We start from the raw sequence: 23,212 nt of genomic DNA on the forward strand, positions 1-23,212 counted from the left end.
GCACCCATGGTGGTTGATACATTCGCCGCAGACAAGGCCCACAGGCAAAGACCGCAGCTGAACCGGCAGGACACAGCGGCGGACCCCGGCCGCGGCCGGCGCCAGGGCAGGCGCGGGCCGACATGGGCCGGCACTTTCGAGGAGGACGCCATCAACACACCACCGCCCGTTCCGGAGCTCCGCTTCGGCGTCAACTACACCCCACGCCGCGGCTGGTTCCACGCATGGCACGACTTCGACGCGGAGCAGACCCGCGAGGACCTGGTCCAGATAGCCGCACTGGGCCTGGACCACATCCGTGTCTTCCACCTCTGGCCCCTGCTCCAGCCGAACCGTACGTTCATCCGTCCGGCCGCGGTGGATCAGCTGGTCCGCCTGGTGGACCTGGCGGCGGAGTTCGGCCTGGACGTCCTGGTGGATGGTGTTCAGGGCCATCTGTCGAGCTTCGACTTCTACCCGGAGTGGACCCGCAGCTGGCACCACCGCAACGTCTTCACCGACGCGGAGGCGATCGAGGCGCAGGCACAGCTGCTGCGCACGCTGGGCCACGCGCTGGCGGGCCGCCCGAACCTGATCGGCCTCCAGCTGGGCAACGAGCTGAACAACCTGGTCGAGCACAACCCGGTGACAGTGGACGAGGTGGACCACTACCTGGACACCCTGCTGGCCGCCGCACGGGAGGGCCTCGGCGCCGAGGGCCTGGTCACGCACTCCGCGTACGACGCGGCCTGGTACGGCGACGACCACCCGTTCACCCCGCAGGCCTCGGCCCGCAAGGGCGACCTGACGACCGTCCACCCCTGGGTCTTCTCCGGTGACTGCGCCCGCCGTTACGGCCCGCGCTCCCCGGAGGTGCTCCATCTCGCCGAGTACGGGACGGAGTTGGCGAAGGCGTACGCCACCGACCCGGACCGTCCGGTGTGGGTGCAGGAGACCGGCGCCCCGGAGCCGCACATCCCGGCCCCGGACGCCCCGCACTTCGCCCGCGAGACCCTGCTGAACGCGGCGAGCTGCGCGAACCTGTGGGGGGTGACGTGGTGGTGCTCCCACGACGTCGACCGCTCCCTGGCCGACTACCCCGAACTCGAATACACGCTGGGCCTGTTCGACTCCTCCGGCCGGCCGAAGCCGATCGCGGAGGCGATCGAGGAGACGGTGACGGAGCTGCGCTCGCTGCCCATGACGGCCCCGCCCCGCCCGGCCGCCCTGGTCCTGGACTGCACCCCGGCGACCCGCTCGGTCTCGGGACCCGGCGGCGCGTTCTTCGAGACCTGGATGCGCCTGCGCGCGGAAGGCGCCCGTCCGACGGTGATCCTCGCCCAACACGCCGAGGACAGCGCCTACTTGGCCAAGCGGGGCATCACGGAACTGATCGTCCCGGAGTAGCCGGACCGGCCTGACCCGGAAGCCGGGCCGGCCCGTCCGACGCGATCAGGAACAGCCGGCACAGGACGCCGAGCAGGACGCCGAGCAGGACGCCGAGCGAGTCACCGGGGGCGCCGCCACACCCCCGCTCACCTCACCCCGGCCAACACCTCAGCAACAGCCCGCAAGTTCACCTTCCCCCGCCCGTACGACCACACCGCCCCCTCGTCCCCGACACCAGGCAGCCCGGTCGCCACCCGCACGGCGTCCGGCCTGGCAGCCACCAGCGCGTCCCGCACCCCCCGCTGCCACGCGTACAGCTCGGCATCACAGGTCGCGACCACCAACGGCCGCCCCGCCGCAGCCCGCAGCGCCTCCCGCACGACGCCCCGCGCGTCCTGCGGCTCCCCCGCGAGCGCCGTCCCCGCGGCCCCCGCGTCGAACGCGCGCAGCTCCGTCAGCAGGTCCTCCCCGCCCCAGTTGAGCGCCGGATGCGGCCGGGGGAACAAGTCGACGACGTACGCGTCCCGCACCGGCTCCGGCAGCCCGCCGCCGGCCCGCACCGCCAGCCGCGCGGCCCGCGCCCCCGCCTCCGCGTCCCACGGCTCGACCCGCTCCGCAGCGCGCGGCGCACTGTAGCGCCGGATCAGCCGCCGCACCCGCGAGGCGGCCTCGACCACGCGCTCCTCGGCGAGTTCACCGGAGACGAGCGCGTCGAGGATCGCGTCCCGGCAGCCGACGGTGGTCTCCAACTCCGGTACGGCGACGATGACTTGGTCCGCCCCGGCGGCGAGCGCGAGCCGGGCGCCGGCGGCCTCCCCGTACCGGTCCGCGATCGCCTTCATCTCCAGCGCGTCACTGACCAGCACCCCCTCGAACCCCAGCTCCCCGCGCAGGAGTTCACCGAGGATGCGGGGGCTGAGGGTGGCGGGGAGTTCAGGATCGAGGGCCGGGAAGACGACGTGCGCGCTCATCAGCATGGGTACGCCCGCCTCGATCGCGGCACGGAAGGGTTCGAGGTCGAGATCCGTCAACTCCCTCGGGTCCACGGCGAGTTCATGATGACTGTCGGTGACCGTACCGCCGTGCCCGGGGAAGTGCTTGGCGCACGAGGCGACCCCCCGCGCCTCGGTCGCCGCGATCCACGCCCGCAGATGCCGCGCGACGGCCCCGGGTTCCGAGCCGAAGGCGCGGGTGCGGACGATGGGGTTCTCGGGCCGCCGCTGAAGATCGGCGACGGGCGCGTACGACGCCGTGATCCCCAGCGTCGCGAGATGCCCGGCGAGCGCGTCGGCGCAGGCCGCGGTGAGGGTCTCGTCGTCGGCGACGCCGAGCGCCCAGTTGCCGGGGACGTCGGGGGCGCCGGCGGTGACGAGGTGCCCGATGCCGCCGCCCTCGTTGTCGATCCCGACCAGCAGATCGGGCCGCAACTCCCGTAGCTCGTCGGTGAGTCGGCGGACCTGTTCGGCGTCCCGGATGTTCCGGGTGAAGAGGATGACTCCGCCGAGCCCCCGGTCGATCAGCTCTTTGAGGGCGTCGGGCACGGAGGTGGTACCGGCGAAGCCCGCGACCAGACAGCGGTGGGCGGCCTCGTCCAGGGCGGCATGGGGCGCAGGGTGCGCGTGAGGGGTCACCCCGGGAATAATCTGGCTCATTCAGCCGAAAGTCAACCATCACATGGATGACCCATTCAAACGACCGGCCGAGATCCACCACGAGTGGACCCCGACCGGCCGTGGTTCAGGGGGAGCGCCGAGGGAAGGGGGCTGGGCAGCCGACTCCAGCTCGGCAGCGCCCCAAAGGGGCGCGGGGCTGTATCCGATATGCGGCTACCGCCGCGTGCGCGCGACCAGCCACGAAGGCGCCGCACCCACCCACCGGCCTATCCCGGCACCCCCTCCGCAGGACTCAGCGCCCCGCAGCCTTCCGCCGAGCCCGGTTAGCGAAGAACACCGCCCCCGCACCCAGCACGACCACCGCAGCCGCAGCCCCAGCGATCGGCCCCGTCGACGAGCTAGCCCCCGTCTCCGCCAGCGGCGGCGTAGACGCACTGGGCGTCGGCGCCGGAGTGGTGGGCGGCGTCGAGGACAGCGGCGGCACCTTCGGCGTGGTAGGCGGCGTCTCACCGGCCGGAACGGTCGGGGTCACCGGCGGCGGGGTCGACTCCGAGGCCGGCGGCGTGCTCGGCGACTCCTCCGGCGTGCTCGGCGTCGGCGCGGGCGGCGTCGTCTCCTGCTTCGGCGCACACTCCTTGTCGCCACCGTTCCACGCGGCGATCAGGTGGTTCGGGGTCGCGATGCCCTCGGGCTGGTAGGGCGCGGGGCCGTGCCCCTCGCCGGCGGCGCCGTCGTACGTGACGTCGTCACCGTAGAGGTCGATCTGGCCGTAGCAGTCGGGCGTCTTGACGCTGAGCTTCTGCCAGGTGCGCCCCTCGTCGCTCTGGCCCGCGACATCGTCGGCGCCGAGGTAGACGGTGGCCTTGTCGACGAGGGTCTGCTTGCCGGAGGTGGGCCAGTTCGGGCCCTCGGTGGTGTACTCGGCGAGCGAGACGGGGTACTTGCAGTCCGCGCCGATCTGCTGGCCGGGGGCGAGCCGGACCTCGACCTTGTCGAGTCCGGAGGGGAAGGCGCGGAAGCCGCCGGCGGAGGTCCAGTCGCCGCCGTCGAGGCGGTACTGGATGGTGCCGGACGGGCAGCCGGTGGCGGCGCTCGCCGGGGCGGCCCCGAGGAGCGGCGCGGCGGAGCCGGCGAGTGCGGTTGCTGCAAGCAGCGCCAGGGTTCTGGAGTACTGCGAACGCGACAAGGTGACCCTCAATGCGGTGATGTGTGGGAGGTGACACGGGCGAACGGCCGGCGCGGGCGGGGGGAAAACCGCGGAACCTGCGCGACGACGCGACTCGCCGCCCCTCGCCCGCCGCTCGCTGCGGTGAGCTCGGCGAAGGTGGTTGAATACTCGTCTATTTTCGCAACGCCCGTCAATTCAGCACCAGTTCTCCACTCTCGAATTGGGTAAGAACACCCATGGACAGCCCCGAGAGCACCGCCAACGCGGCCCGGAGGGCACCAACTCGGTCTTCTCCAGGCCGCGTTGAATCAATTAGGCGACAAATTCATTTCACCTCCGGCAACCCCGCCCCCGCACACCGCACATCCTCCGAAGGCACCGCCCCTTCCAGCAGATACGCCGCGACGGTCCCGTCCACGCACGCGTTCCCCCGGCTCGCGAACACCCCGTGCGAGTAGTCGTCGTCGAGCGTGACCAGCCGCGACCCGGGCAGCACTCGCCGCATCGCATACGCCCCCGCGATGGGCGTCACGGGGTCGTGCGCGGACGCGACCAGCAGCGGCGGCGTGTCCGGGCCGCCCAGCCTGGTGCGGTGGGCCGGCCGGTGGGCCCAGTACGCGCAGGCCGCGGCCTCCAGTCCGGTCAGGACCGGCGCGGGCGCGAGGCCGTACAGCCGCCGCCGGTCGGCCAGGACCCGCGCGGGCGTCGGACCGGGGCCGTCCGCGCACTTCACGATCCGGTTGGCGGCCTCGTAATTGCGCGACTCGGGGCTGTCGGGGCGCGCCGCCGGACGCAGCCCGCCGACCCCGCCGTCCCGCAGATATCCCCGCAGCCCGTCGGCGAGCGGCGCCCACCGCTCGGTGCGCCCGAGGGCCCGGTAGACGGCGCGGTCGAACTCTGCGGCACCGAACCCGTCGACCGGCCGGGCGGCCAGCCCGTCCCGCACGCTCAGATATGAGTGACGTATTTCTCCGATAGAGACCCCCAATCCGAATCGCCCCGAATGCCCCGCAACCCACCCGAAGAACGTCTCGCGCCGCCGCAGAAGTTCCCGCGCCTGGATCACGTCGAAGTCGTGCCAGTCCCACGGCCCGACGACGCTGTCCAGCACCATCCGCCCGGTCCGCCCGGGAAACAGCGCGGCGTAGGCGGCACCGAGATAACTCCCGTACGACACGCCGAGAAAGTTCGTCACCGGCTCCCCGAGCGCGTCGCGCAGCGCGTCCATGTCCCGCGCGGTCTGCTCGGTGGAGAGGTACGGCAGGACGTCTCTCTCGTGCGCGGCGCAGTCGGTTGCGAGGGCGCGCAGCCCGGCGAGGTAGGCGCGCCCCGAGCGCGGATCGGCGCCGGGGCCGTCGAAGAGCCCGCCCATCGGCCCGCAGTCGACGGGTGAACTGGCGCCCACGCCCCGGGGGTCGAAGCCGATCACGTCGTACGCGCGCCGCACGCTCTCCGGCAGTCTGGCGCGCTTGGTCACGGCGTAGGACAGTCCCGACCCGCCGGGGCCGCCGGGGTTGACGAGCAGGGCGCCGCGCCGTTCGCCGGAGGCGGGGACGCGGGACACGGCGATGTCGATACGGGGGCCGTCGGGGTGGGACCAGTCGAGGGGGACGTTCAAGGTCGCGCACTCGACGCGGTCGGGGGCCGGCGGCGTGGGGACGGAGGCGGGGCAGGGGCCGAACTCCACTGCCGCGAGCCGGACTTGAGGGGCCGGCAGTTCGGCCGCGGACGCGGGGAGGGGGCCGGACAGGAGCGCCAGGGCCGCGAGCGGGGCGGCGGAGCGCATACGGAAGGTCAAGGGAGTCCCTTCGGGAGCCAACGACGTGACAAATGAAAATCATTATCGATAACGTGTGCGTGTCACAACCGGGGCGCCTCCCGCCAAGGCTTCCTCCGGCATGCCGGAAGCGGGCCGCGAAGGCTCGCACCGGCCTGCCCGGCGGCCGGACGCAAGGGCGCCCGCACATCTCAACCCCGTCCCTGGAAAGGGGAGTTCGTGGCTCATCTGTTGGTGGTCGAGAGCTGGGTCGGCTCGATGAGCAGGCTGCTGCCACGGGCGATCCGGGAGGGCGGGCACACGTTCACGTTCCTCACCCGCGATCTGCACCACTACCTGCGCTCGGCCCCCGAAGGCACGGCGCATCCGCTGCTCGGCGCCCGGGAGATCGTCACCGCCGACACCAACGACACCGAGGCCCTGCTGGACCAAGTGGTCTCGCTGCACGGAGTGTTCGGCTTCGACGGGGTCATCACGTCGTGCGACTACTACCTCCCGGCGGTCGCCCGGATCGCCGCCCGTCTGGGCCTGCCGGGTCCGGGCGCGCGGGCGGTGCAGGACGCGTGCCGCAAGGACGCCACCCGCCGGGTGCTGTCCGACGCGGGGGTCCCGGGGCCGCGGTTCGCCGTGCACGCGGAGTGGGCCGAACTCGCCCGCGCGGCACGGGAGATCGGCTATCCGCTGGTGGTCAAGCCGGTCGACCTGTGCGCGGGCATGTTCGTGCGCCGCGTCGACGACGAGGCGCAACTCGCGGACGCCTTCCGCGCGTTGGCGGGTTTCCCGGTCAACGCCCGTGGCCAGCGCCGTGATCCGGCGGTGCTGGTCGAGGAGTTGCTGACCGGTCCCGAGGTGAGCGTCGAGACCGTCTCGCACGCGGGGGCGGTCCATGTGGTGGGCGTGACCGACAAGAGCGTCGGCGGGGCGCCCGCGTTCATCGAGACGGGCCACATGTTCCCGGCCGCCCTCTCCCCCGCCGACGCGGCGGACGCCGAGCACACGGCGCAGGCGGCGCTGAAGGCGCTGGGCCTGGTGGACGGCGTGGTCGCGCACACGGAGATCAAGCTGACCCCGGCGGGCCCGCGCGTCGTCGAGGTCAACCCCCGCCCGGCCGGCAACCGCATCACCGAACTGGTCCGGCACGTCACGGGCATCGACCTGGCCGCCGCCTTCGTCGACGTCACCCTGGGCAGGGCCCCCGATCTGCGCCGCGCCGACACCGGTCTGTCCAGCGCCGCGATCGGCTTCCTGGTCCCGGAGACCTCGGGCACGCTCGACGCGCTCGACGCCCAATTCGTGGACAGGGAAGGTCTGTTGGAGATCGAGCTCGCCGAGCCGGGCCGCCAGGTCAAGGCGGCCGGCAGCAACAACGAATACCTCGGCCACGTCATGGCGGGCGACCCCGACGGCCTCGGCGCCCGCACCCGCGTGGAGGCCGTCCTCACCGGCCTCCAGGCCCGGATGGTGATCCGATGACCGCCCGGACCGCCGCCCTCGGCCTCGACGCCCTGCTCGGCCAGGCCCTACGGGGCGAACTCGGCCCGGACCCGGCGGCGGTCCGCGTCGCCGTCGCCTTCCGCACCCAGCAGGCCGTACGCCACGACGGGCGCGGCACCGGCTACCGCAACGAGGTGCTCAGCCTGCGCGTCGCCGAGGCCGTCGGCTCCTGCGCCGTCGAACCCGGCGCGCTGCCCGAACAGGCCCTGGACGACTGCGTGGGCGCCGACGTCGCCGCCCTGCTGACCCACCCCCTGCTCCCGGTCCGGGTCGCCGCCCTGGACGCCTACCTCATGCACGTAACTCCCCACGCGGGACAGGCGGTTGCCCTCCCGGCCGGCACCTCCCTGGAGAAGTCTCAGGCGCGCGCACAGGCCGTCGTGGACCTGCTGGACGTCCCGCGCGGCGCGTCGGTACTGGTCGTCGGGGTCGTGAACTCCCTTCTGGAGAGCCTGCGTTCACGGGGGCTGCGGTACGTGCCGTGCGACCTCAAGGGCGGTACGACGGAGTGGGGCGAACCGGTCGTCACCGACGCGCTCACGGCGGCCGGGGAGTGCGACGCGCTGCTGGTCTCCGGGATGACCCTCGGCAACGGCACCTTCGACCCGCTGCGCGAACTGGCGGCCCAACTGGGCCTGCCCCTGGTCATGTTCGCCCAGACCGGCAGCGCGGTCCTCCCCCGCTTCCTGGGCCACGGGGTCAGCGCGGTGTGCGCGGAACCGTACCCGTTCTTCTGGCTGGACGGCGGCCCCGGCACCGTCCACCGCTACCGGACCGGAGACCCCAGATGATCTCGACCGCCGTGCGTACGACGGCCAGGCCCGAGCTGCTCGAACTGCTCGGGCGGACGCCGGTCGTGCGGATCACCGCCGAACTGCCGTGCCCGCAGCCGGGGTTCTGGGCCAAGCTGGAGGGGCTCGGGGCGGGCGGGATGAAGGCGCGGGCCGCCGTGTCGATGCTGCTCGGCGCCCGGGAGCGGGGCCAACTGCGGCCCGGGGCACCGGTGGTGGAGTCCACGTCGGGCACGCTCGGCGTCGGGCTCGCGTTCGCGGGACAGGCGCTCGGCCATCCGGTCGTCCTCGTCGGCGACAGCGAACTGGAGCCGTCCATGCGGCAGTTGCTGCGCTCGCACGGGGTCAGGCTCGAACTCGTGGACCGGCCCGCGCCGGTCGGCGGCTGGCAGGCCGCGCGGCTCGCCCGGCTCCAGGAACTGCTGGCGCTGCTGCCCGACGCGTACTGGCCCGACCAGTACAACAACCCCGACAACACCGCCGGTTACGCCTCCCTGGCGGCCGAACTCGCCGTCCAGCTGGACCACTTGGACATCCTGGTGTGCAGCGTCGGCACCGGCGGGCACAGTGCCGGGATCATCGCGCCGCTGCGCCGGCACTGGCCCGCGCTGCGCCTGATCGGCGTCGACGCGACCGGCTCCACCATCTTCGGCCAGCCCGCCAGACCCCGCCTGATGCGCGGCCTCGGCAGCAGCATCCACCCGCGCAACGTGGCCTACGACGCGTTCGACGAGGTCCACTGGATCGGCCCCGCCGAGGCCGTCGACGCCTGCCGGCGGCTGGCCCGGTCCAGTTTCGTCAGCGGCGGCTGGAGCACCGGCGCGGTGGCCCGGGTCGCGGCCTGGGCGGCGCGGGTGCACCCCGGCGCGGTCGTCGCGGCCGTCTTCCCCGACGGCCCGCACCGCTACCTCGGCACGGTCTACGACGACGACTTCACCGCCGCCCACGGCCTCGCCCCGGAATCCGCCGCCGCGCGCCCCGTCGAGATCCCGCACCCGCACGCGGCCGAGGCCACCGGCTGGGCCCGCTGCACCCGCGTCACCGACCCCCTCACCAGGGAAAGGACCCCGTGAAGGCCACCCTGCGCACCACGCGCCTCCACCTCACCGAGCCGCTGCGCATCTCCCGCTCCACCATGTCCGCCCGCGACGCGGTCTGGCTGACGATCGAGACCCCCGACGGACTGCGCGGCCACGGCGAGGCCGTCAGCAGCGTCTACTACGGCCTCGACGCGCCGACCCTGCACCGCCTGCTGTCCGCCGTCGACCTGACCCGCTACCCCGACCCCGAAAGCGCCCTGTACGACGACGAGTTGACCGGCGCCGGCACACCCCCGGCGGTCACCGCCGCCGTCGAGTCGGCCCTGTTCGACCTCGTCGGCAAGCGGGCCGGGAAACCCGTGCACGCCCTCCTCGGCGCACCGCGACCGCCACGGGCCGCGACCGCGCGGACGATCGGCATCACTTCACTGACCGAAGCCGCCGCGCAGGCACGCCAGTTGGCGGCGAAAGGCTTCACGGCCATCAAGGTGAAGGCGGGCGCCCCCGACCCGGACGAGGACCTGGAACGCGTCCGCGTGATCCGGGACGCGGCGCCCGGGGCGCGGCTGCTGCTCGATCCCAACGGCGCGTGGAGTCCCGCCCAGGCGCGGGAACTGCTGTTCAGATACGCCGAGTTGGGGGTCGAGGCGGTGGAGCAGCCGGTGCCGCCCGGCGATCCGGAAGGGCTCGGGGCGCTGGCGGCCGGGTCGCCGGTGCCGGTGATCGCCGACGAGGACGCCGTACGGATCGAGGACGTGCGGCGGCTGGCGGGGCGGGTGCAGGGGGTGAACGTCAAGCTCGCCAAGTGCGGAGGTGTGCGGGGCGCCCTGCGGATCGCGGAGCTGATCGAAGGGAGCGGTACCTCGCTGATGCTGGGGTGTCTCACCGCGAGCAGCCTGGGGCTCGCGCCGGCCGTGCAACTGGCGGACCGGGCGCGGTGGGTGGACCTGGACGGGCATCTGCTGCTGGCCCGCGACCCGTGGCACGGGATCGGCGGCACGGACGGTGTCGTGCGGGCAAATGACTTTCCCGGCCTGGGAGTTGCGGAGGCGGCACATGCGGACGTGGCGTGAGATGCGGCGATTCCCGCTCGCCGTACGGCTGTTGCTCGTCAACCAGCTCGGTGTCAACACCGGGTTCTATCTGCTGATCCCCTATCTGGCGACCCATCTCGGACAGAACCTGGGCCTGTCGGCGGCCGTCGTCGGAGTGGTCCTCGGGGTGCGCAACCTCAGCCAGCAGGGGCTGTTCATCATCGGCGGCTCCGCGGCGGACCGGCTCGGCGCGCGCGGGGTCATCATCGCCGGATGCGCGCTGCGGACGGTCGGGTTCGCGCTGTTCGCGCTCGGCGACAGCCTGCCCGTGCTGCTCGCGGCGTCGGTCCTGAGCGGCTTCGCCGGGGCGCTGTTCAACCCGGCCGTACGCGCCTATGTCGCACAGGAGTCGGGCGAGCGCAAGGCGGAGGCGTTCGCGCTGTTCAACGTGTTCGCGACGGCCGGCGCGCTGATCGGACCGCTGCTGGGCAGCGCGCTGCTGCTGGTGGACTTCCGTACGTCCGCGCTGACGGCCGCCGGGATCTTCGCGGTGCTGACCGTCGCGCAGGCCATGGTGCTGCCCGCCCGCGAGGTACCGCCGAGCAAGGGCACGGTCCTCGGCGACTGGCGTGAGGTGCTGGGCCAACGGGCCTTCCTCGCCTTCGCGTCGGCGATGGTCGGCATGTTCACCCTGGAGAACCAGCTCTATCTGCTGCTGCCCGCCGGGGCCCGCGACGCGACCGGCTGGGACGGCGCCGCCGGGCTCGTCTTCGTGGTGGGCACCCTCGCCAACCTCGCCCTCCAGCTGCGGATCACGAGCGCCCTCAAGTCCCGTGGGGACAGAGGGCGTTGGATAGCCGTCGGGCTCGGGGTGATGGCCCTGTCCTTCGTCCCGCCCGCCGTGGTCGCCGGGGTATCCGGGGGGCCGGTCGCGCTGCGGGTCCTTCCGGTACTGGCCGGGACGCTGCTGCTGTACCTCGGTGTCATGGTCGCCCAGCCGTTCGTCATGGACCTCATCCCCCGTTTCGGCAGGCCCGAGTTGACGGGGACGTACTTCGGCATCTTCTACGTCGTCTCAGGGATCGCGGCGGCCGTCGGCAACGCGGTCGTCGGCTGGGCCATGGACGCCGGGGAGCGCGGCGGCACCGACTGGCTGCCGTGGGTGTGCTGTGCGGGGTTCGGACTGCTGTCGGCGGCCGGGGTGGCGTGGCTGCGGCGGCTGGGGGCACTGCCCGGGGAGGCTCGGGCGGCTGTGGCGGCGGGGGTTTGAGCGATGAGTGACTTCCTGACCGAGCCGGCTGCTTCCGCGAGCAACTCGGCGGCCTCCAGCGACAACTCCGCCGTCTCCGCGAGCAACTCGGCGGCCTCCATGGGCAATTACCTCACCGACAACCCCGCCCTCTACGAAGCCCGCTTCCCCGACCCCGAGCACCTCGCCGCCCGCTGGGCCGAAGACTGCCTGCGCCGCCACAACTCGGGCCCCCGCGTCCTGGACCTGGGCTGCGGCACCGGCCGCGACGCGGCATGGCTGCACCACAGCGGCCGTACCGTCACCGGCGCCGACCTGTCCGAGACGATGCTGGCGCACGCCAGATCCGAACACCCCGGCCCGGCTTACGTCCAAGCCGACCTGCACCGCTTCGACCTGGGCCGCTTCGACGCCGTGACGTGTCTGGACAGCGCGCTGCTGTACTGCCACACCGACGACCAGCTGCACGGCTGCCTCGGCTCCGTGCGGCGGGCGCTGGCGCCGGGCGGGCTGCTCGTCGCCGAGATGCGCAACGGCGCCTACTTCCTGGGCCGCACCGACCTGTTGGACACACCGGCCGTCAACTCCTTCGGCTGGCAAGGGGTCCGGTACCGCTCGACGACGACGCTGGCCGTGGACCGCACGGCCCAGCTGCTGCGCCGGCTGCGGATCTGGGAGACCGCGGTCGGCCCGGTCGAACAGCGGTCCGCGTGGCGGCTGTTGTTCCCGCTGGAGCTGCGCCACCGGCTGGCGGCGCACGGCTTCGAGGTGCTCGAACTGCACGACGGACCGGGCCCGCGCACCGAACCGCCTTGGCGGGACGGCCTGTTGCCGGGAACGGCGGCGGACGCCGACCGGCTGCACGTGGTCGCCCGCCGCACAACTCCCTGAACTTCACGATGACTTGAGGACACCTCCATGCATTCCCCTCTGGGCCGCAGAAGCTTTCTCACCGCGGCCACAGCCGCCTCGGCCGCACTCGCCCTGACCGGCTGCGGCACCGACAACCCCCCTGACAGCAAGGGAACTTCCGGTACCCCCCGGCGCGGCGGCCGGCTGCGGGCCGCCTTCGCGGGCGGCGGCGCGAGCGAGACCCTGGACCCGCACCTCGCCAACCTCTTCGGCGACGTCGCCCGCGCCAAGGCGCTGTACGACAAGCTCGCCGACTACGGCGCCGACCTGTCCGCCCAGCCCCGGCTCGCGGCGAAATGGGAGCCGAACAAGACGCTGGACCGCTGGCAAGTCACCCTGCGCGAGGCCGAGTTCCACAACGGGAAGCCGGTCACCGCGCAGGACGTCCTGTACAGCTACCGCCGGATCACCGACCCGGCGAAGGCGTTCCGCGCCAAGGCCTCCCTGGAGCCGATCGACCTGACCGCGAGCCGGGCCACCGGCACCCGCACGATCGAGTTCGTCCTGAAGCGCCCCACGGCCGAATTCCCCAACGTACTGGCCGCGTTCGGGGCGTACGTCATCCCCGAGAACGCCACCGACTTCGACGAACACCCCATCGGCTCGGGCCCGTTCAGGTTCACCTCCTTCGCCCCCGGCCGCTCGGCGCTCTTCCGCCGCCACGACGCCTACTGGGAGGGCGCGCCGCACCTCGACGAGCTCGAATTCGTCGTCGCCAACGACGAGTCGGCCCGCGTCAACGCCCTGCTGGGCGGCCAGATCGAGTACGCGCACGAGCTGAACCCGACCACCGCCCGCGCACACGAGGGGCACGGGCAGATCGAGATCGTGCGGCTGCGCGGCAGCGCCATGCAGGCGTTCGCGATGAAGACCGACCGGCCGCCGTTCGACGACCCGCGCGTACGCCAGGCGTTCTTCCTCATCGCCGACCGGCGGGAGCTGGTCAACGGCGCGCTGTCGGGCGCGGGCGTCGTCGGCAACGACCTGTTCGGGAAGGGGTACGAGTACTACGCGGCCGATCTCCCGCAGCGCGCCCAGGACTTGGGCAAAGCGCGGGCCCTGCTGAAGGCGGCGGGGGCCGACGGGCTGAAGGTCACGCTGGACACCTCCGACGTGGCCGCCGGCTTCACGGAGGCCGCCGGGATCTTCCGCGACCAGGCCGCGCAGGCGGGCGTGACGGTCGAGGTCAAGCGGGGCAGCAAGGACTCCTACTGGAGCGACATCCTCAACTCCGGTGTGCTGGCCTGCTATCGCTCCGGCGCGATGCCCATCGAGGCGCACTTCTCGCAGCGGCTGCTGACCGACTCGACGACGAACGCGACGCATTGGCGACGCAAGGACTTCGACGCGCTGTACCGGCAGGCGCAGTCCACCAGCGACGTGGCCGAGCGGTCGGCCCTGTACGCCCGGATGCAGCGGCAGTTGTACACCGAGGGCGGGTTCCTGGTGTGGGGGTTCGCGGACTGGATCATCGGAACGGGCCGCCAGGTCAAGGGAGTTGTCGCCCAGGCACCCGCCAACACGCTGGACTGGGCCCGGTTCGACAAGGTGTGGCTGACAGCGTGACGCTCTCGTTCGTCGTACGCCGGCTGCTCCTCGGGGGCGCGCAGACGGTGGCCGTCGTGCTGCTGGTCTTCGCGCTCACCGAGGCGCTGCCGGGCGACGCGGCGGTCGCCCTCGCCGGTGACCAGCCCGATCCGGCGCGGATCGCGGCGATCCGCGAGGCGATGCGCCTGGACCGTCCGGCCGGGGAGCGGCTGGCCGGCTGGGCGGGCGGGCTCCTGCACGGCGACCTCGGCACGTCCCTGGTCTCGGGCCGCCCGGTCACCACGTATTTGACGGACGGCTTCGGTCCGACCCTGCTGCTGGCCGCGCTGACACTGGTGCTGCTGGTCCCGGCCGGGTTCGGGCTCGGCGTTCTGATGGCCCGTCATGAAGGCGGCCTTGTCGACCGGTTGGCGAGTGCGGTGACCCTCGGGGTGTACGCCGTACCGGAGTTCGCGCTGGGGGTGCTGCTGGTGACGGTGTTCGCGCTGCGGCTCGGCTGGCTGCCGCCGACGGCCGTCGGCTACGGCACGGACCTCCTCGCCCGTCCGGCGGTGCTCGTCCTGCCGGTGCTGGTGCTGCTGGCCCGGCCGGTGTGCTCGCTGTCGCGGCTGGTGCGCGCGGGCATGGTGGAGGCGCTGGCCTCGCCGTACGTGGCGCACGCCCGGCGGTACGGGGTTGCGGCGGCGCGCGTGCGGTACGCGCACGCCCTGCCGAACGCGCTGGCGCCGGCCGTGCAGCAGCTGGCGCGGACCGTGGACTGGCTGCTGTGCGGGGTGATCGTCGTGGAGGCGCTGTTCGTCATCCCCGGCCTCGGGACGGTATTGCTGAACGCCGTCGCCGAGCGGGACGTGCCGGTGGTCCAGGGGCTCGCGGTGGTGTTCGGGGTGGTGACGGTCGTGGTCAACCTGGGGGCCGACCTGGTGGCCCACCGGTTCGCGCCGAGGGCGGAGGCGGCGGCATGAAAGGACGTTTCACCTCTGGAGCACGCCGCCTCCCCGGGACCCGCTTCATCCTGGCCGCAGCCCTCCTCACCCTCCCCCTCCTCCTCGCCCTCCTGGGCCCCGCCCTCACCGGCGACCCCGGCCCGCGCGGCACCTCGTTCACCCTCGGCGGCGGCCACTTGCTGGGTACCGACTTCGTCGGGCGGGACGTCGTACGGCAAGTGCTGCACGGCGGGCGGCCGGTCGTCGTGACCGCGCTGGCCGCCACCGCGCTCGCGTATCTCGTGGCGCTCCCGGTCGGGCTGGTCTGCGCGCTCACGCGCCGGCGGTGGCTGGAGGAGCTGCTGATGCGTCCGCTGGACGTGCTGCTCGCCGTGCCGTCGCTGCTGCTGATCCTGCTGGTGGCGGCGGTGTTCACGCCGGGCGGCGGCGGGCTCGCGCTGCTGGTGGCGGCGGTGAACGTGCCGGACGCGGCGCGGATCGTGCGGACGGCGGCCGGCAGTGCCGCATCGGGTCCGGCCGTGGAGGCGCTGCGGATGCAAGGGGAGAGCTGGTGGCGGATCGCCGTCGGGCACGTCGCCCGGTCCGCCGTACGCGTCCTCGCCGCCGACGCGGGGACGCGGCTGACCGGTGTGCTGTATCTCGTGGCGACGGCCGCTTTCCTGGGCGTCGGGGTCGCGCCGGACGCGGCCGACTGGGCGGTCATGGTGGACCGCAACCGTACGGGTCTGTTCGTGCAGCCGTGGGCGGTCGTCGTCCCCGCCCTGCTGATCGTCGCCCTGACGACCGGCACCAACCTCCTCTTCGACGCCGCCCTCGGAAAGCCGCGGAAGATCAAGCCGCCGAAACCCAACTCACGTAAGACTGGAGCCCCTTCATGACCCTCGCCGCCGAACTCCGTGACCTCCGCGTGGAGATCGGCGGCCGGGCGATCGTCGACGGCGTGTCCCTGCGCGTGCGGCCCGGTCAAGTCACCGCGCTCGTAGGGGCGTCGGGCAGCGGCAAGACGACGACGGGGCTCGCCCTGCTCGGCGAGTTCCCGCCCGGAGCGGCGGTCACCGGCGAGATCCGCCCCGCCGCCCGCGCCGGATACGTCCCCCAGCACCCGGCGTCCGTCCTCAACCCGGCCCGCCGCGTCTCGGCCCTCCTGACCGACCTGGCCCGGGACAGCCCGCGCGCGGAACGCCGCCCGCGCGTACTGGAAGCCTTGAAGGACGCCCAACTCCCCGAGGGCGAAACCCTGTCGCGCCGCTTCCCGCACCAGCTCTCCGGCGGCCAGCAGCAGCGCGTCACCCTGGCCCAGGCCCTCCTCCCCGGCGCCCGCCTGGTCGTCGCCGACGAACCCACCACCGGCCAGGACCCGTTGACGAAAGCCCGGGTCGTGACCGAGCTGGCGGCGCTCGCGGCGCGCGGCATCGCGGTGGTCCTGCTCAGCCATGACCTGGACGTCGTCCGGGCGTTGGCGGACGAGGTGCACGTCATGCGCGCGGGCCGCGTGGTCGAGTCGGGCCCGCCGCGGCGGCTGTGGGAGCACCCGGAACACCCGTGGACCCGCGAACTCCTGTCCGCCGAGCCTCCGTTGCGCCTCCCCGAGCCGGACGGCTCCGAACCAGTCCTGGAAGCAACGGACTTGACGATCCGTCACAGAAAGACCCCGTCCGTACGCATCCCCCGCCTCGCCCTCCACCGAGGCGAATGCCTTGCCGTCGTGGGCCGTTCGGGCAGCGGCAAGACGACACTGGCGCGGGCGCTGGCCGGCCTGCACCGCGCGTACGAGGGCGTCGTACGCATGGACGGCAGCCCTCTCCCCCGCAGTCTCCGTGACCGGTCCCGGGAGCAACTCGCGGCTGTGCAGTACGTGTTCCAGGACGCCCGGGGCGCCTTCGACGAGCGCCGGGCCGTTCTGGACCAGGTCGCGCGGACGGCCGTGCGGCTGCGTGGGCTCGACGCGAGGGCGGCGGAGGATGAGGCCCGGGAGACGCTCGCTGCGCTGGGGCTCGTCGAGGAGCCCGGTCGGCGTCCGCGTCAGCTGTCCGGCGGTGAGCTTCAACGGGCCGCTCTGGCAAGGGCGTTGCTGGCCCGTCCCCGGGTTCTCCTGTGTGACGAGATCACCTCGGCCCTGGACCCGGTGACCCGCCGCGCCCTCCTCGCGACCCTCGCCGGGCTGCTGCGCACCCGCCCCGACCTGACGCTCGTCCTCATCACCCATGACCTGGACACGGCCGCCCTGGCGCACCGGATCGCGGTGCTCGACGCGGGCGAGATCGTCGAGGAGGGACCGGCGGAGCAGGTCCTCCGGCGGCCACGGCATCCCTTCACGGCCGAGCTGACCGGCGCTCAGGGTCTGCGGACGAGGTCGCGTTCGAGGTCGTCGAGCGCCTGACGGGCGGCGGCGAGCCGCGCCTCCAGATCGGGCGCCGGTGCCCGCTGCTCCGCGTCGGCGCGGTTCTCCAGCTCCCGTGCCTCGTCCAGGGACGTGATGACCACGCCGATCAGGACGTTGACCAGGACGAACGAGCCGAGCAGGACGTAGGAGGCGTAGTAGACGAGGCTCCAGCGGGAGATCTCCAGGCCGCCTTGGACGGCGTCGCCGATGCCGTCCAGGGTCATGAGGAGGAACAGCGTGAGGACGGCGCGGCCGATGGAGCCGTAGTGCTGGGGGTCCGCGCGGCCGAAGAAGACCCAGCCGACCATCGCGTAGACGTACAGCAGCAGCGCGCCGACCAGCAGGAAGCTGAGCGTGCCGGGGAGGCTGCGGGCGACGGCGACGAGGACGATCCGCAGCTGGGGCAGGAAGCGGGCGGTGCGCAGGACGCGGGCGAGGCGCAGCAGCCGCAGGACGGTGGTGTTCTCTCGGATGACGGGCAGGTACGTGGTGAGAACGACCGCGAGGTCGAAGAGGTTCCAGGGGTCCTTGAAGAAGTCCCGGGGGCGGTCGGCGTGGGCGCCGAAGCGGATCAGGATCTCGGCCGTGAAGACGGCGAGGCAGGCGTGTTCGGCGAGTTTGAGGGTCCGGTGCCATTCGGCGACCACCCCGGAGTAGGTCTCCACGCCGAGCAGGGCCGCGTTGAGGAGGATCACCGTGAAGACGGTGAGGGCGAACCAGCGGGATTCGGCGATCGTACGGCAGCGCTCTGCCAGGTCCTGGCGGGTGGTGGTCCGCGGCGCCGCCTCGATCACCCGGTCGTGCGTGTGGTGCATCCTGCTGCCCTTGCTCCTTCGTCCTGCGTGCGACGGCGCCGCGCTCAACCCGCCCTGGGGCAGGGCGGGTTGAGCGTTCGCCTGGGATACTTCTACAGGACCGTAGAGCCGGATCGGTCAGCGGGCCGCCAAGCTCTTCAGGAAGTCGGCCGGCGGGGCGAAGAAGTGGGTGCCGGTGACGGCCTCCGAGAAGTCGAGGAGGGGGTCGGGTCCGGTCTCCTCCGTGCCGAGGAACATGCGGCGCAGCATGGTCTCGGGGACCTCGGGGTCGTGGGCGTAGGCGATGAAGTACGTGCCGAACTCGCCGTGTCCGGGCCGGCCGAACGGCATCGCGGCCCGCAGGATGCGCCGTTCCTCCCCGTCGGGCCCGGTCAGGGTGTTCACGTCGACGTGCGAACCGGGCCGCTCCAGCTCGATGTTGGTGGCCTTGGTCCGCCCGATCACCCGCTCCTGCTCCTCGGCGGGCAGCTTCTCCCAGGCCTCCACGTCGTGCAGGAACTTCTGGACGACGGCGTACGATCCGCCCGTGAACGCCGGGTCCTCCGCGCCGACCAGCGCCGTCTCGGCTGCGACCTTGCCGACGGGGTTCTCGGTGCCGTCGACGAAGCCCAGCAGGTTGCGGGCGTCGTAGTAGGCGAACGCGTGCACCTCGTCCTCCAGGGAGGTGACCTCCCGCAGCCGCCTGGCTATCTCGGTGGCGAGCGCGAAGCACAGGTCGGGCCGGCTGGCGCGGAGGTGGAACAGCAGGTCGCCGGGGGTGGCGACGGCCCGGTGCCGGGGTCCTTCGAGCGGCTGGAACGGGTGCAGCGCGGCGGGCCGCGGCCCGTCCCCGCACACCCGCTGCCACGCGTCGGCCCCGATCCCGGCGACGCACGACAGCCGCCCCTCGGGGTGCCCGAACCCGACCGACCGCACCAGCCCGGCGAGCCCCGCCAGCACGTCCCGTACGACGGGCTCGCCGCCCGGGGCGACGCTCAGCACCAGGAACACGGCGGCGGACGCCGGTTCACCCACGACGGCTTGCGCCAGCTCACCGGGCGAGCGGGGGGCGCGGGCGTTCTTTGTCATCGGGGCGTTCACCTCATCCGGAGCCGCTGTCACGGGAACGGCCCCCGCTCCCGCTGCCGCTGCCGCTGTCACCCCCGCCTCCGCAGTGGCCCCCGACTCCGAAGCAGACCTGGACGACATGGCTCCCCTCTCTGGGATCTCCCCGAGATCCGGTGGTTTCCGGTGTTGTTCACATGTGCCGAAGCCGGCCCTTCCGGGCCCGTCGACCGGTGGACCGCCGCTGTCGATCACCATGCCCGGCGGGGCGGCGCTCGATGCGGGGGAACGGCGACCGGTCCGACACATCACCCTCCGCGATCCCCTGTCCGACGCCAACGGCGCCCGCAGGTCGCACGGTTGCTCAAACGGCGCCCCCGCCCCCAGTTGTGGAGAGCTGTGAATATGACAGGCGGAAGTTACGAATAAACTCGGCAGCCTCCATGGAGGAGGGAGCACCCGTGAACGACCCGACCGAACCGGACGGCCCGGCCGACCCCGTCACCCCCGCCGCCCCGGAAGCCCTCCCCCCGGACGACTTCCCCGACGGCAAGCCCCCGGTCAGGCGCAGCCGTATCGCCCTGGTGACCGTCTCCGCGGCGACCCTCGCCGTGGCCGCCGGCGTGATCGTGGGCGTCTCCCTGTACCAGTCCCCCACCCGCAGCGACCAGGTCCGCGACGATCTGCGCGCGGGCGTCCCCGACGCGGTCGCCTCCAGCGCGGACAGCGCCGCCCCCGAGGTCTCCGCCTCCCCTTCCGCCTCCGCGAGCCCCTCGGCGTCCGCGTCCGCCTCCGGCAGCGCCTCGCCGTCCCCGTCGTCGAGCGCGTCGCCCCCGGCCGGCCCGCCGAGCCCGGCGCCGACCGCCTCGGCGGCCCCCGCCCCGAGTCCGAGCGGCACCGCCGCCGAGGCGCCCCGCGTCCTGCGGCCGGGCGACACCGGCGCTCAGGTCGTCGAACTCCAGCTGCGCCTGCGCCAGTTGGGCCGCTATGACGGCGAGGCGGACGGCGTCTACGACGAGGACGTCCAACAGGCCGTCCGCACCTACCAGTTCACCCGGCTCATCCTCGACGACGAGTCGGGTGTGTACGGCGCGGCCACCCGCAAGTCGCTGGAGTCGGAGACCCGCAAGCCCTAGGACACCGACCGCAGATAGGCGCCGAGCCGCGCGATCGCCGAGGGGTTGCGCGGGCTCTCGACGAGGTCGACGTAGTCCAGCACGAAGATCCGCTTGTTCTTCACGGCGGAGACGTTCTTCAACGGCCCGTAGGACAGCAGGAATTGCTTCTTCTTCTCGGCGCTGACGTCCCCGTAATCGCAGATCACGATCACATCGGGATCGCGGTCGACGACCGTCTCCCAGCCCACGGTCGTCCAGGAGTCCTGCACGTCGTGCATGACGTTCTCGCCCCCGGCGGCGCTGATGATCTGGTCGGGGGCGGCGTACCGGCCGGAGGTGAACGGCTGGTCCTGGCCGCTGTCGTAGAGGAACACCTTGGGCCGCGTGGCCGGTGCCTTGACGCCCGCTATCTCCTTCTTGAAGGAGGCGATCAGCGTGGCCGCCCGCTCCTCGACCCCGAAGAGCCTGCCGAGGTTGGTGAGGTCGGTGTAGAGCGCGTCGATGGGCGGCATGATCCCGCGCGAGGTCTCGGTACGGCCGTTGCGGCAGGACTCGGTGAGGATGTACGACGGCACGCCGAGCTTGGCCAGGGCGTCGGGGGTGAAGCCGCTGTCCTCGCGGAAGCCGTAGTTCCAGCCGGCGAAGACGAGGTCCGCGCGGGCGTCCAGGACGTTCTCCTTGGTGAGCTGGTCCTTGGAGAGCCACTTGACCTTCTGGTAGCCGTCCTTCCAGGGCACGCCGGTGAGGTCGCCCTTGTCGTCGGGCATCGCGAACCCGGCCATGCGGTTCTCCAGGCCGAGCGCGAACATCAGCTCGGTGATGCCGACGTCGTTGGTGACGACTCGCTCGGGCACGTGGTCGTAGGTGACCTTCTTGCCGCAGTTGGTGATCGTGACGGCCTTCGAGGCGGCGGGCGCGGAGGTCTTCTCCACGGAGGCCCCGCAGCCGGTGACGGTCAAGCACAGGGCGACGGCGGCGAGTTGACGCACAGTGGGCACAGGGGGTTCCTTACAGACGGTCGAAGAGGAGCTGTACGGCGCCGGTGACGGGGTGGCGCACGGGGTGGGCGCGGACGCCGAACACCTCGGCCAGCAAAGTGGGTTGGAGGACTTCTTCGGGGGTACCGGACGCGACGACGCGGCCCGCGTCGAGGACGTACAGCCGGTCGCAGTACGCGGCGGCCAGGTTGAGGTCGTGGAGGGCGGCGAGGACGGTGAGCCCGGCGTCGCGGACGAGGGACAGCACCTCCAACTGGTGGGTGATGTCGAGGTGGTTGGTGGGTTCGTCCAGGACCAGGACGCGCGGCTGCTGTGCCAACGCCCGGGCGATGAGGACGCGTTGGCGTTCGCCGCCGGACAGGGCGAGGAAGCCGCGGTCGGCGAGATGGCCGACGCCGGTCGCCGCCATCGCCTCCGCGCAGATCCTCAAGTCCTCGGCTGCGCCGCGCCGTTCGTGCGGGAAGCGGCCCATGGCGACGACCTCGGCGGCCGTGAAGTCGAACTCGGCGCCGGACTCCTGCGGCAGCGCGGCCAGCACACGGGCGGCGGCGCGCGGAGCCATCGTCCGCAGGTCCTCGCCGTCCAGCCGGACCGTGCCGGCGGCCGGCCGCAGCGCCTGGTACACGCATCTCAACAGGGTCGACTTGCCACTGCCGTTGGGGCCGACGAGCCCGACGACCGCGCCGGGGCCCGCGGTCAGCCGTACGTCGTCCACGAGCCGTCTCCCGGCCGCTTCGACGCGTACGCCGTCCAGGTCGAGCCGCATGCCGGTCACCACTTTCCGCCGAACGCGTGGCCGCCGCGCCGCATCAGGAGCAGGAACGCGGGGACGCCGACCACCGCGGTGATGACGCCGACCGGGAGTTCGGCCGGCGCGAGGAGCAGCCGGGAGAGCACGTCGGCCCAGACCAGCAGGACCGCCCCGGCGAGCGGGGCGAGCGCGAGCACACGGCGGTGATCGGCGCCGACGGCCATCCGCACGAGGTGCGGCACCATCAGCCCGACGAACCCGATCGCCCCGCTGACGGCGACGACGGTCCCGGTGACGGCGGCCGTCACGACGAACAGCTCCCGCCGCAGCAGTTCGGGCCGCACGCCCAGCGCGGCGGCCGTCTCGTCCCCCATGGCCAGCGCGTTCAGCGCCGCCGCCCGCCGCCGCAGCCAGGCCCAGCCGGCGACGACGGTCACCCCGGCGATCGGCACCTGCGCCCAGGTCGCCCCGCCCAGGCTGCCCAGCAGCCACATCATCGCCGAGCGCGCCGCCTCGCCCCGGGCCGCGCCGAACACCATGACGGTCGTCAGCGCCTCGAAGCCGTACGCCAGCGCGGTGCCGGTCAGGATCAGCCGCAGCGGGGTCAGGCCGCGCGGGGTGCGGGCGACGGCGTAGACGAGGCCCATGGCGAGCAGCGCGGAGGCGAACGCGGACACCGACAGGGCCCAGACGCCGAGGCCGGCGAAGGCGCCCAGGAGGATGACCGCGTTGGCGCCGACGGCCGCGCCGGAGGAGATGCCGAGGACGAAGGGGTCGGCGAGGGCGTTGCGGACCATGGCCTGGACGGCGACCCCGACGGAGGCGAGCCCGGCGCCGGCCACCGCGCCGAGGACCACGCGGGGCAGTCGTATCTCCCAGACGATGGTGTAGTCGGCGGCGTCGCGCGCGTGCACGGTCCCGCCGGTCAGGCCCGCCCACAGCAGCCCCAGTGCCTGTCCGGCGCCGATCCCGGCGGCGCCGAGGAGGACCCCGGCGAGCAGCGAGAGGGCGAGCAGCAGGGCGAGGGCGACGGTCAGCAGGGACAGGGGAGTTCGGCGCACGGCGGTCCTTGTGGTGAGGCCGCCTTGAGTCAGCGCAGGAGACCCGGCCGTGTCACCGGCCGGGCGGGTCCCCTTCTCGCAGTCCACGGCGAGCAGTCGTACGG

The 23,212-nt window shown here is 72.9% G+C and carries 20 protein-coding genes; 12 read left to right on the forward strand and 8 right to left on the reverse strand.

Going from position 1 to position 23,212, the window contains the following annotated elements:
- The first annotated feature begins 9 nt into the window (after positions 1–9).
- On the forward strand, positions 10–1,386 hold the full coding sequence (locus tag ACYUD3_RS11175) for a glycoside hydrolase 5 family protein (RefSeq protein ID WP_470968473.1): 1,377 nt from the start codon (positions 10–12) through the stop codon (positions 1,384–1,386).
- Positions 1,387–1,514: 128 nt separating this feature from the next.
- Here ACYUD3_RS11175 and ACYUD3_RS11180 read toward each other — a convergent pair whose 3' ends face one another.
- The 3 genes from ACYUD3_RS11180 to ACYUD3_RS11190 form a co-directional block, all read right to left on the reverse strand.
- Complete coding sequence (locus ACYUD3_RS11180; protein WP_470967476.1) at positions 1,515–2,999, reverse strand: glycoside hydrolase family 3 N-terminal domain-containing protein; 1,485 nt, start codon at positions 2,997–2,999, stop codon at positions 1,515–1,517.
- A gap of 274 nt (positions 3,000–3,273) precedes the next feature.
- Positions 3,274–4,167, reverse strand: a complete 894-nt coding sequence (locus ACYUD3_RS11185) for an LAETG motif-containing sortase-dependent surface protein (protein ID WP_470967478.1) — start codon at positions 4,165–4,167, stop codon at positions 3,274–3,276.
- Positions 4,168–4,474: 307 nt separating this feature from the next.
- Positions 4,475–5,947, reverse strand: coding sequence for an alpha/beta fold hydrolase (locus ACYUD3_RS11190; RefSeq protein WP_470967480.1), 1,473 nt, complete (start codon positions 5,945–5,947; stop codon positions 4,475–4,477).
- Positions 5,948–6,145: 198 nt separating this feature from the next.
- On the opposite strand from ACYUD3_RS11190, the gene ACYUD3_RS11195 reads away from it, so the two are divergent.
- The 10 genes from ACYUD3_RS11195 (at position 6,146) to ACYUD3_RS11240 (ending at position 17,318) form a co-directional block, all read left to right on the forward strand.
- Positions 6,146–7,399, forward strand: a complete 1,254-nt coding sequence (locus ACYUD3_RS11195; protein WP_470967483.1) for an ATP-grasp domain-containing protein — start codon at positions 6,146–6,148, stop codon at positions 7,397–7,399.
- On the forward strand, positions 7,396–8,211 hold the full coding sequence (locus ACYUD3_RS11200) for a Rossmann-like domain-containing protein (RefSeq protein WP_470967485.1): 816 nt from the start codon (positions 7,396–7,398) through the stop codon (positions 8,209–8,211). The genes ACYUD3_RS11195 and ACYUD3_RS11200 overlap by 4 nt, the downstream gene beginning before the upstream one ends.
- Positions 8,208–9,284 carry a PLP-dependent cysteine synthase family protein gene (locus ACYUD3_RS11205; RefSeq protein WP_470967487.1) on the forward strand — a complete coding sequence of 359 codons (1,077 nt, stop codon included), beginning with the start codon at positions 8,208–8,210 and terminating at the stop codon, positions 9,282–9,284. The genes ACYUD3_RS11200 and ACYUD3_RS11205 overlap by 4 nt, the downstream gene beginning before the upstream one ends.
- Positions 9,281–10,324: a mandelate racemase/muconate lactonizing enzyme family protein gene (locus ACYUD3_RS11210; protein ID WP_470967490.1), complete on the forward strand. Its 1,044-nt coding sequence runs from the start codon at positions 9,281–9,283 to the stop codon at positions 10,322–10,324. Before ACYUD3_RS11205 ends, ACYUD3_RS11210 begins: the two co-directional genes overlap by 4 nt.
- Entirely contained in the window at positions 10,308–11,555 is a 1,248-nt protein-coding gene (locus ACYUD3_RS11215; RefSeq protein WP_470967492.1) for an MFS transporter, read from the forward strand. Before ACYUD3_RS11210 ends, ACYUD3_RS11215 begins: the two co-directional genes overlap by 17 nt.
- Positions 11,556–11,654: 99 nt before the next feature.
- Positions 11,655–12,425 carry a class I SAM-dependent DNA methyltransferase gene (locus tag ACYUD3_RS11220; protein WP_470968477.1) on the forward strand — a complete coding sequence of 257 codons (771 nt, stop codon included), beginning with the start codon at positions 11,655–11,657 and terminating at the stop codon, positions 12,423–12,425.
- 27 nt (positions 12,426–12,452) lie between these two features.
- On the forward strand, positions 12,453–14,012 hold the full coding sequence (locus tag ACYUD3_RS11225) for an ABC transporter substrate-binding protein (RefSeq protein ID WP_470967494.1): 1,560 nt from the start codon (positions 12,453–12,455) through the stop codon (positions 14,010–14,012).
- Entirely contained in the window at positions 14,009–14,956 is a 948-nt protein-coding gene (locus ACYUD3_RS11230; RefSeq protein ID WP_470967497.1) for an ABC transporter permease, read from the forward strand. The genes ACYUD3_RS11225 and ACYUD3_RS11230 overlap by 4 nt, the downstream gene beginning before the upstream one ends.
- A complete protein-coding gene (locus ACYUD3_RS11235) occupies positions 14,953–15,816 on the forward strand; it encodes an ABC transporter permease (protein WP_470967499.1) in 864 nt (287 codons plus the stop codon). The genes ACYUD3_RS11230 and ACYUD3_RS11235 overlap by 4 nt, the downstream gene beginning before the upstream one ends.
- Positions 15,813–17,318 carry an ABC transporter ATP-binding protein gene (locus ACYUD3_RS11240; protein WP_470967501.1) on the forward strand — a complete coding sequence of 502 codons (1,506 nt, stop codon included), beginning with the start codon at positions 15,813–15,815 and terminating at the stop codon, positions 17,316–17,318. The genes ACYUD3_RS11235 and ACYUD3_RS11240 overlap by 4 nt, the downstream gene beginning before the upstream one ends.
- On the opposite strand, the gene ACYUD3_RS11245 is transcribed toward ACYUD3_RS11240, so the two are convergent.
- Positions 17,273–18,136, reverse strand: a complete 864-nt coding sequence (locus tag ACYUD3_RS11245) for an ion transporter (protein WP_470967504.1) — start codon at positions 18,134–18,136, stop codon at positions 17,273–17,275. The two genes, ACYUD3_RS11240 and ACYUD3_RS11245, sit on opposite strands and share 46 nt — an antisense overlap.
- A 117-nt stretch (positions 18,137–18,253) precedes the next feature.
- Positions 18,254–19,204, reverse strand: coding sequence for a Dyp-type peroxidase (locus ACYUD3_RS11250; protein WP_470967506.1), 951 nt, complete (start codon positions 19,202–19,204; stop codon positions 18,254–18,256).
- Positions 19,205–19,641: 437 nt separating this feature from the next.
- On the opposite strand from ACYUD3_RS11250, the gene ACYUD3_RS11255 reads away from it, so the two are divergent.
- Entirely contained in the window at positions 19,642–20,316 is a 675-nt protein-coding gene (locus ACYUD3_RS11255; RefSeq protein ID WP_470967508.1) for a peptidoglycan-binding domain-containing protein, read from the forward strand.
- Here ACYUD3_RS11255 and ACYUD3_RS11260 read toward each other — a convergent pair.
- The 3 genes from ACYUD3_RS11260 to ACYUD3_RS11270 are packed head-to-tail and all read right to left on the reverse strand — an operon-like array spanning position 20,313 to position 23,108.
- A complete protein-coding gene (locus ACYUD3_RS11260) occupies positions 20,313–21,287 on the reverse strand; it encodes an ABC transporter substrate-binding protein (protein WP_470968479.1) in 975 nt (324 codons plus the stop codon). The genes ACYUD3_RS11255 and ACYUD3_RS11260 overlap by 4 nt on opposite strands.
- A 19-nt stretch (positions 21,288–21,306) precedes the next feature.
- A complete protein-coding gene (locus tag ACYUD3_RS11265) occupies positions 21,307–22,062 on the reverse strand; it encodes a heme ABC transporter ATP-binding protein (protein ID WP_470967511.1) in 756 nt (251 codons plus the stop codon).
- 5 nt (positions 22,063–22,067) lie between these two features.
- Positions 22,068–23,108 (reverse strand): FecCD family ABC transporter permease, encoded by a 1,041-nt coding sequence (locus ACYUD3_RS11270; protein ID WP_470967514.1) that lies wholly within the window; start codon positions 23,106–23,108, stop codon positions 22,068–22,070.
- Positions 23,109–23,212 lie beyond the last annotated feature (104 nt).

This window comes from Streptomyces sp. AMJ-169, from assembly GCF_055597585.1.

What these genes read in the sequence shown, in the direction of transcription:
- ACYUD3_RS11200 (WP_470967485.1), top strand. Translation starts at nt 7,396, where the DNA reads ATGACCGCCCGGACCGCCGCCCTCGGCCTCGACGCCCTGCTCGGCCAG.
- ACYUD3_RS11205 (WP_470967487.1), top strand. Translation starts at nt 8,208, where the DNA reads ATGATCTCGACCGCCGTGCGTACGACGGCCAGGCCCGAGCTGCTCGAA.
- ACYUD3_RS11215 (WP_470967492.1), top strand. Translation starts at nt 10,308, where the DNA reads ATGCGGACGTGGCGTGAGATGCGGCGATTCCCGCTCGCCGTACGGCTG.
- ACYUD3_RS11220 (WP_470968477.1), top strand. Translation starts at nt 11,655, where the DNA reads ATGGGCAATTACCTCACCGACAACCCCGCCCTCTACGAAGCCCGCTTC.
- ACYUD3_RS11225 (WP_470967494.1), top strand. Translation starts at nt 12,453, where the DNA reads ATGCATTCCCCTCTGGGCCGCAGAAGCTTTCTCACCGCGGCCACAGCC.
- ACYUD3_RS11235 (WP_470967499.1), top strand. Translation starts at nt 14,953, where the DNA reads ATGAAAGGACGTTTCACCTCTGGAGCACGCCGCCTCCCCGGGACCCGC.
- ACYUD3_RS11240 (WP_470967501.1), top strand. Translation starts at nt 15,813, where the DNA reads ATGACCCTCGCCGCCGAACTCCGTGACCTCCGCGTGGAGATCGGCGGC.
- ACYUD3_RS11245 (WP_470967504.1), bottom strand. Translation starts at nt 18,136, where the DNA reads ATGCACCACACGCACGACCGGGTGATCGAGGCGGCGCCGCGGACCACC.
- ACYUD3_RS11250 (WP_470967506.1), bottom strand. Translation starts at nt 19,204, where the DNA reads ATGACAAAGAACGCCCGCGCCCCCCGCTCGCCCGGTGAGCTGGCGCAA.
- ACYUD3_RS11265 (WP_470967511.1), bottom strand. Translation starts at nt 22,062, where the DNA reads ATGCGGCTCGACCTGGACGGCGTACGCGTCGAAGCGGCCGGGAGACGG.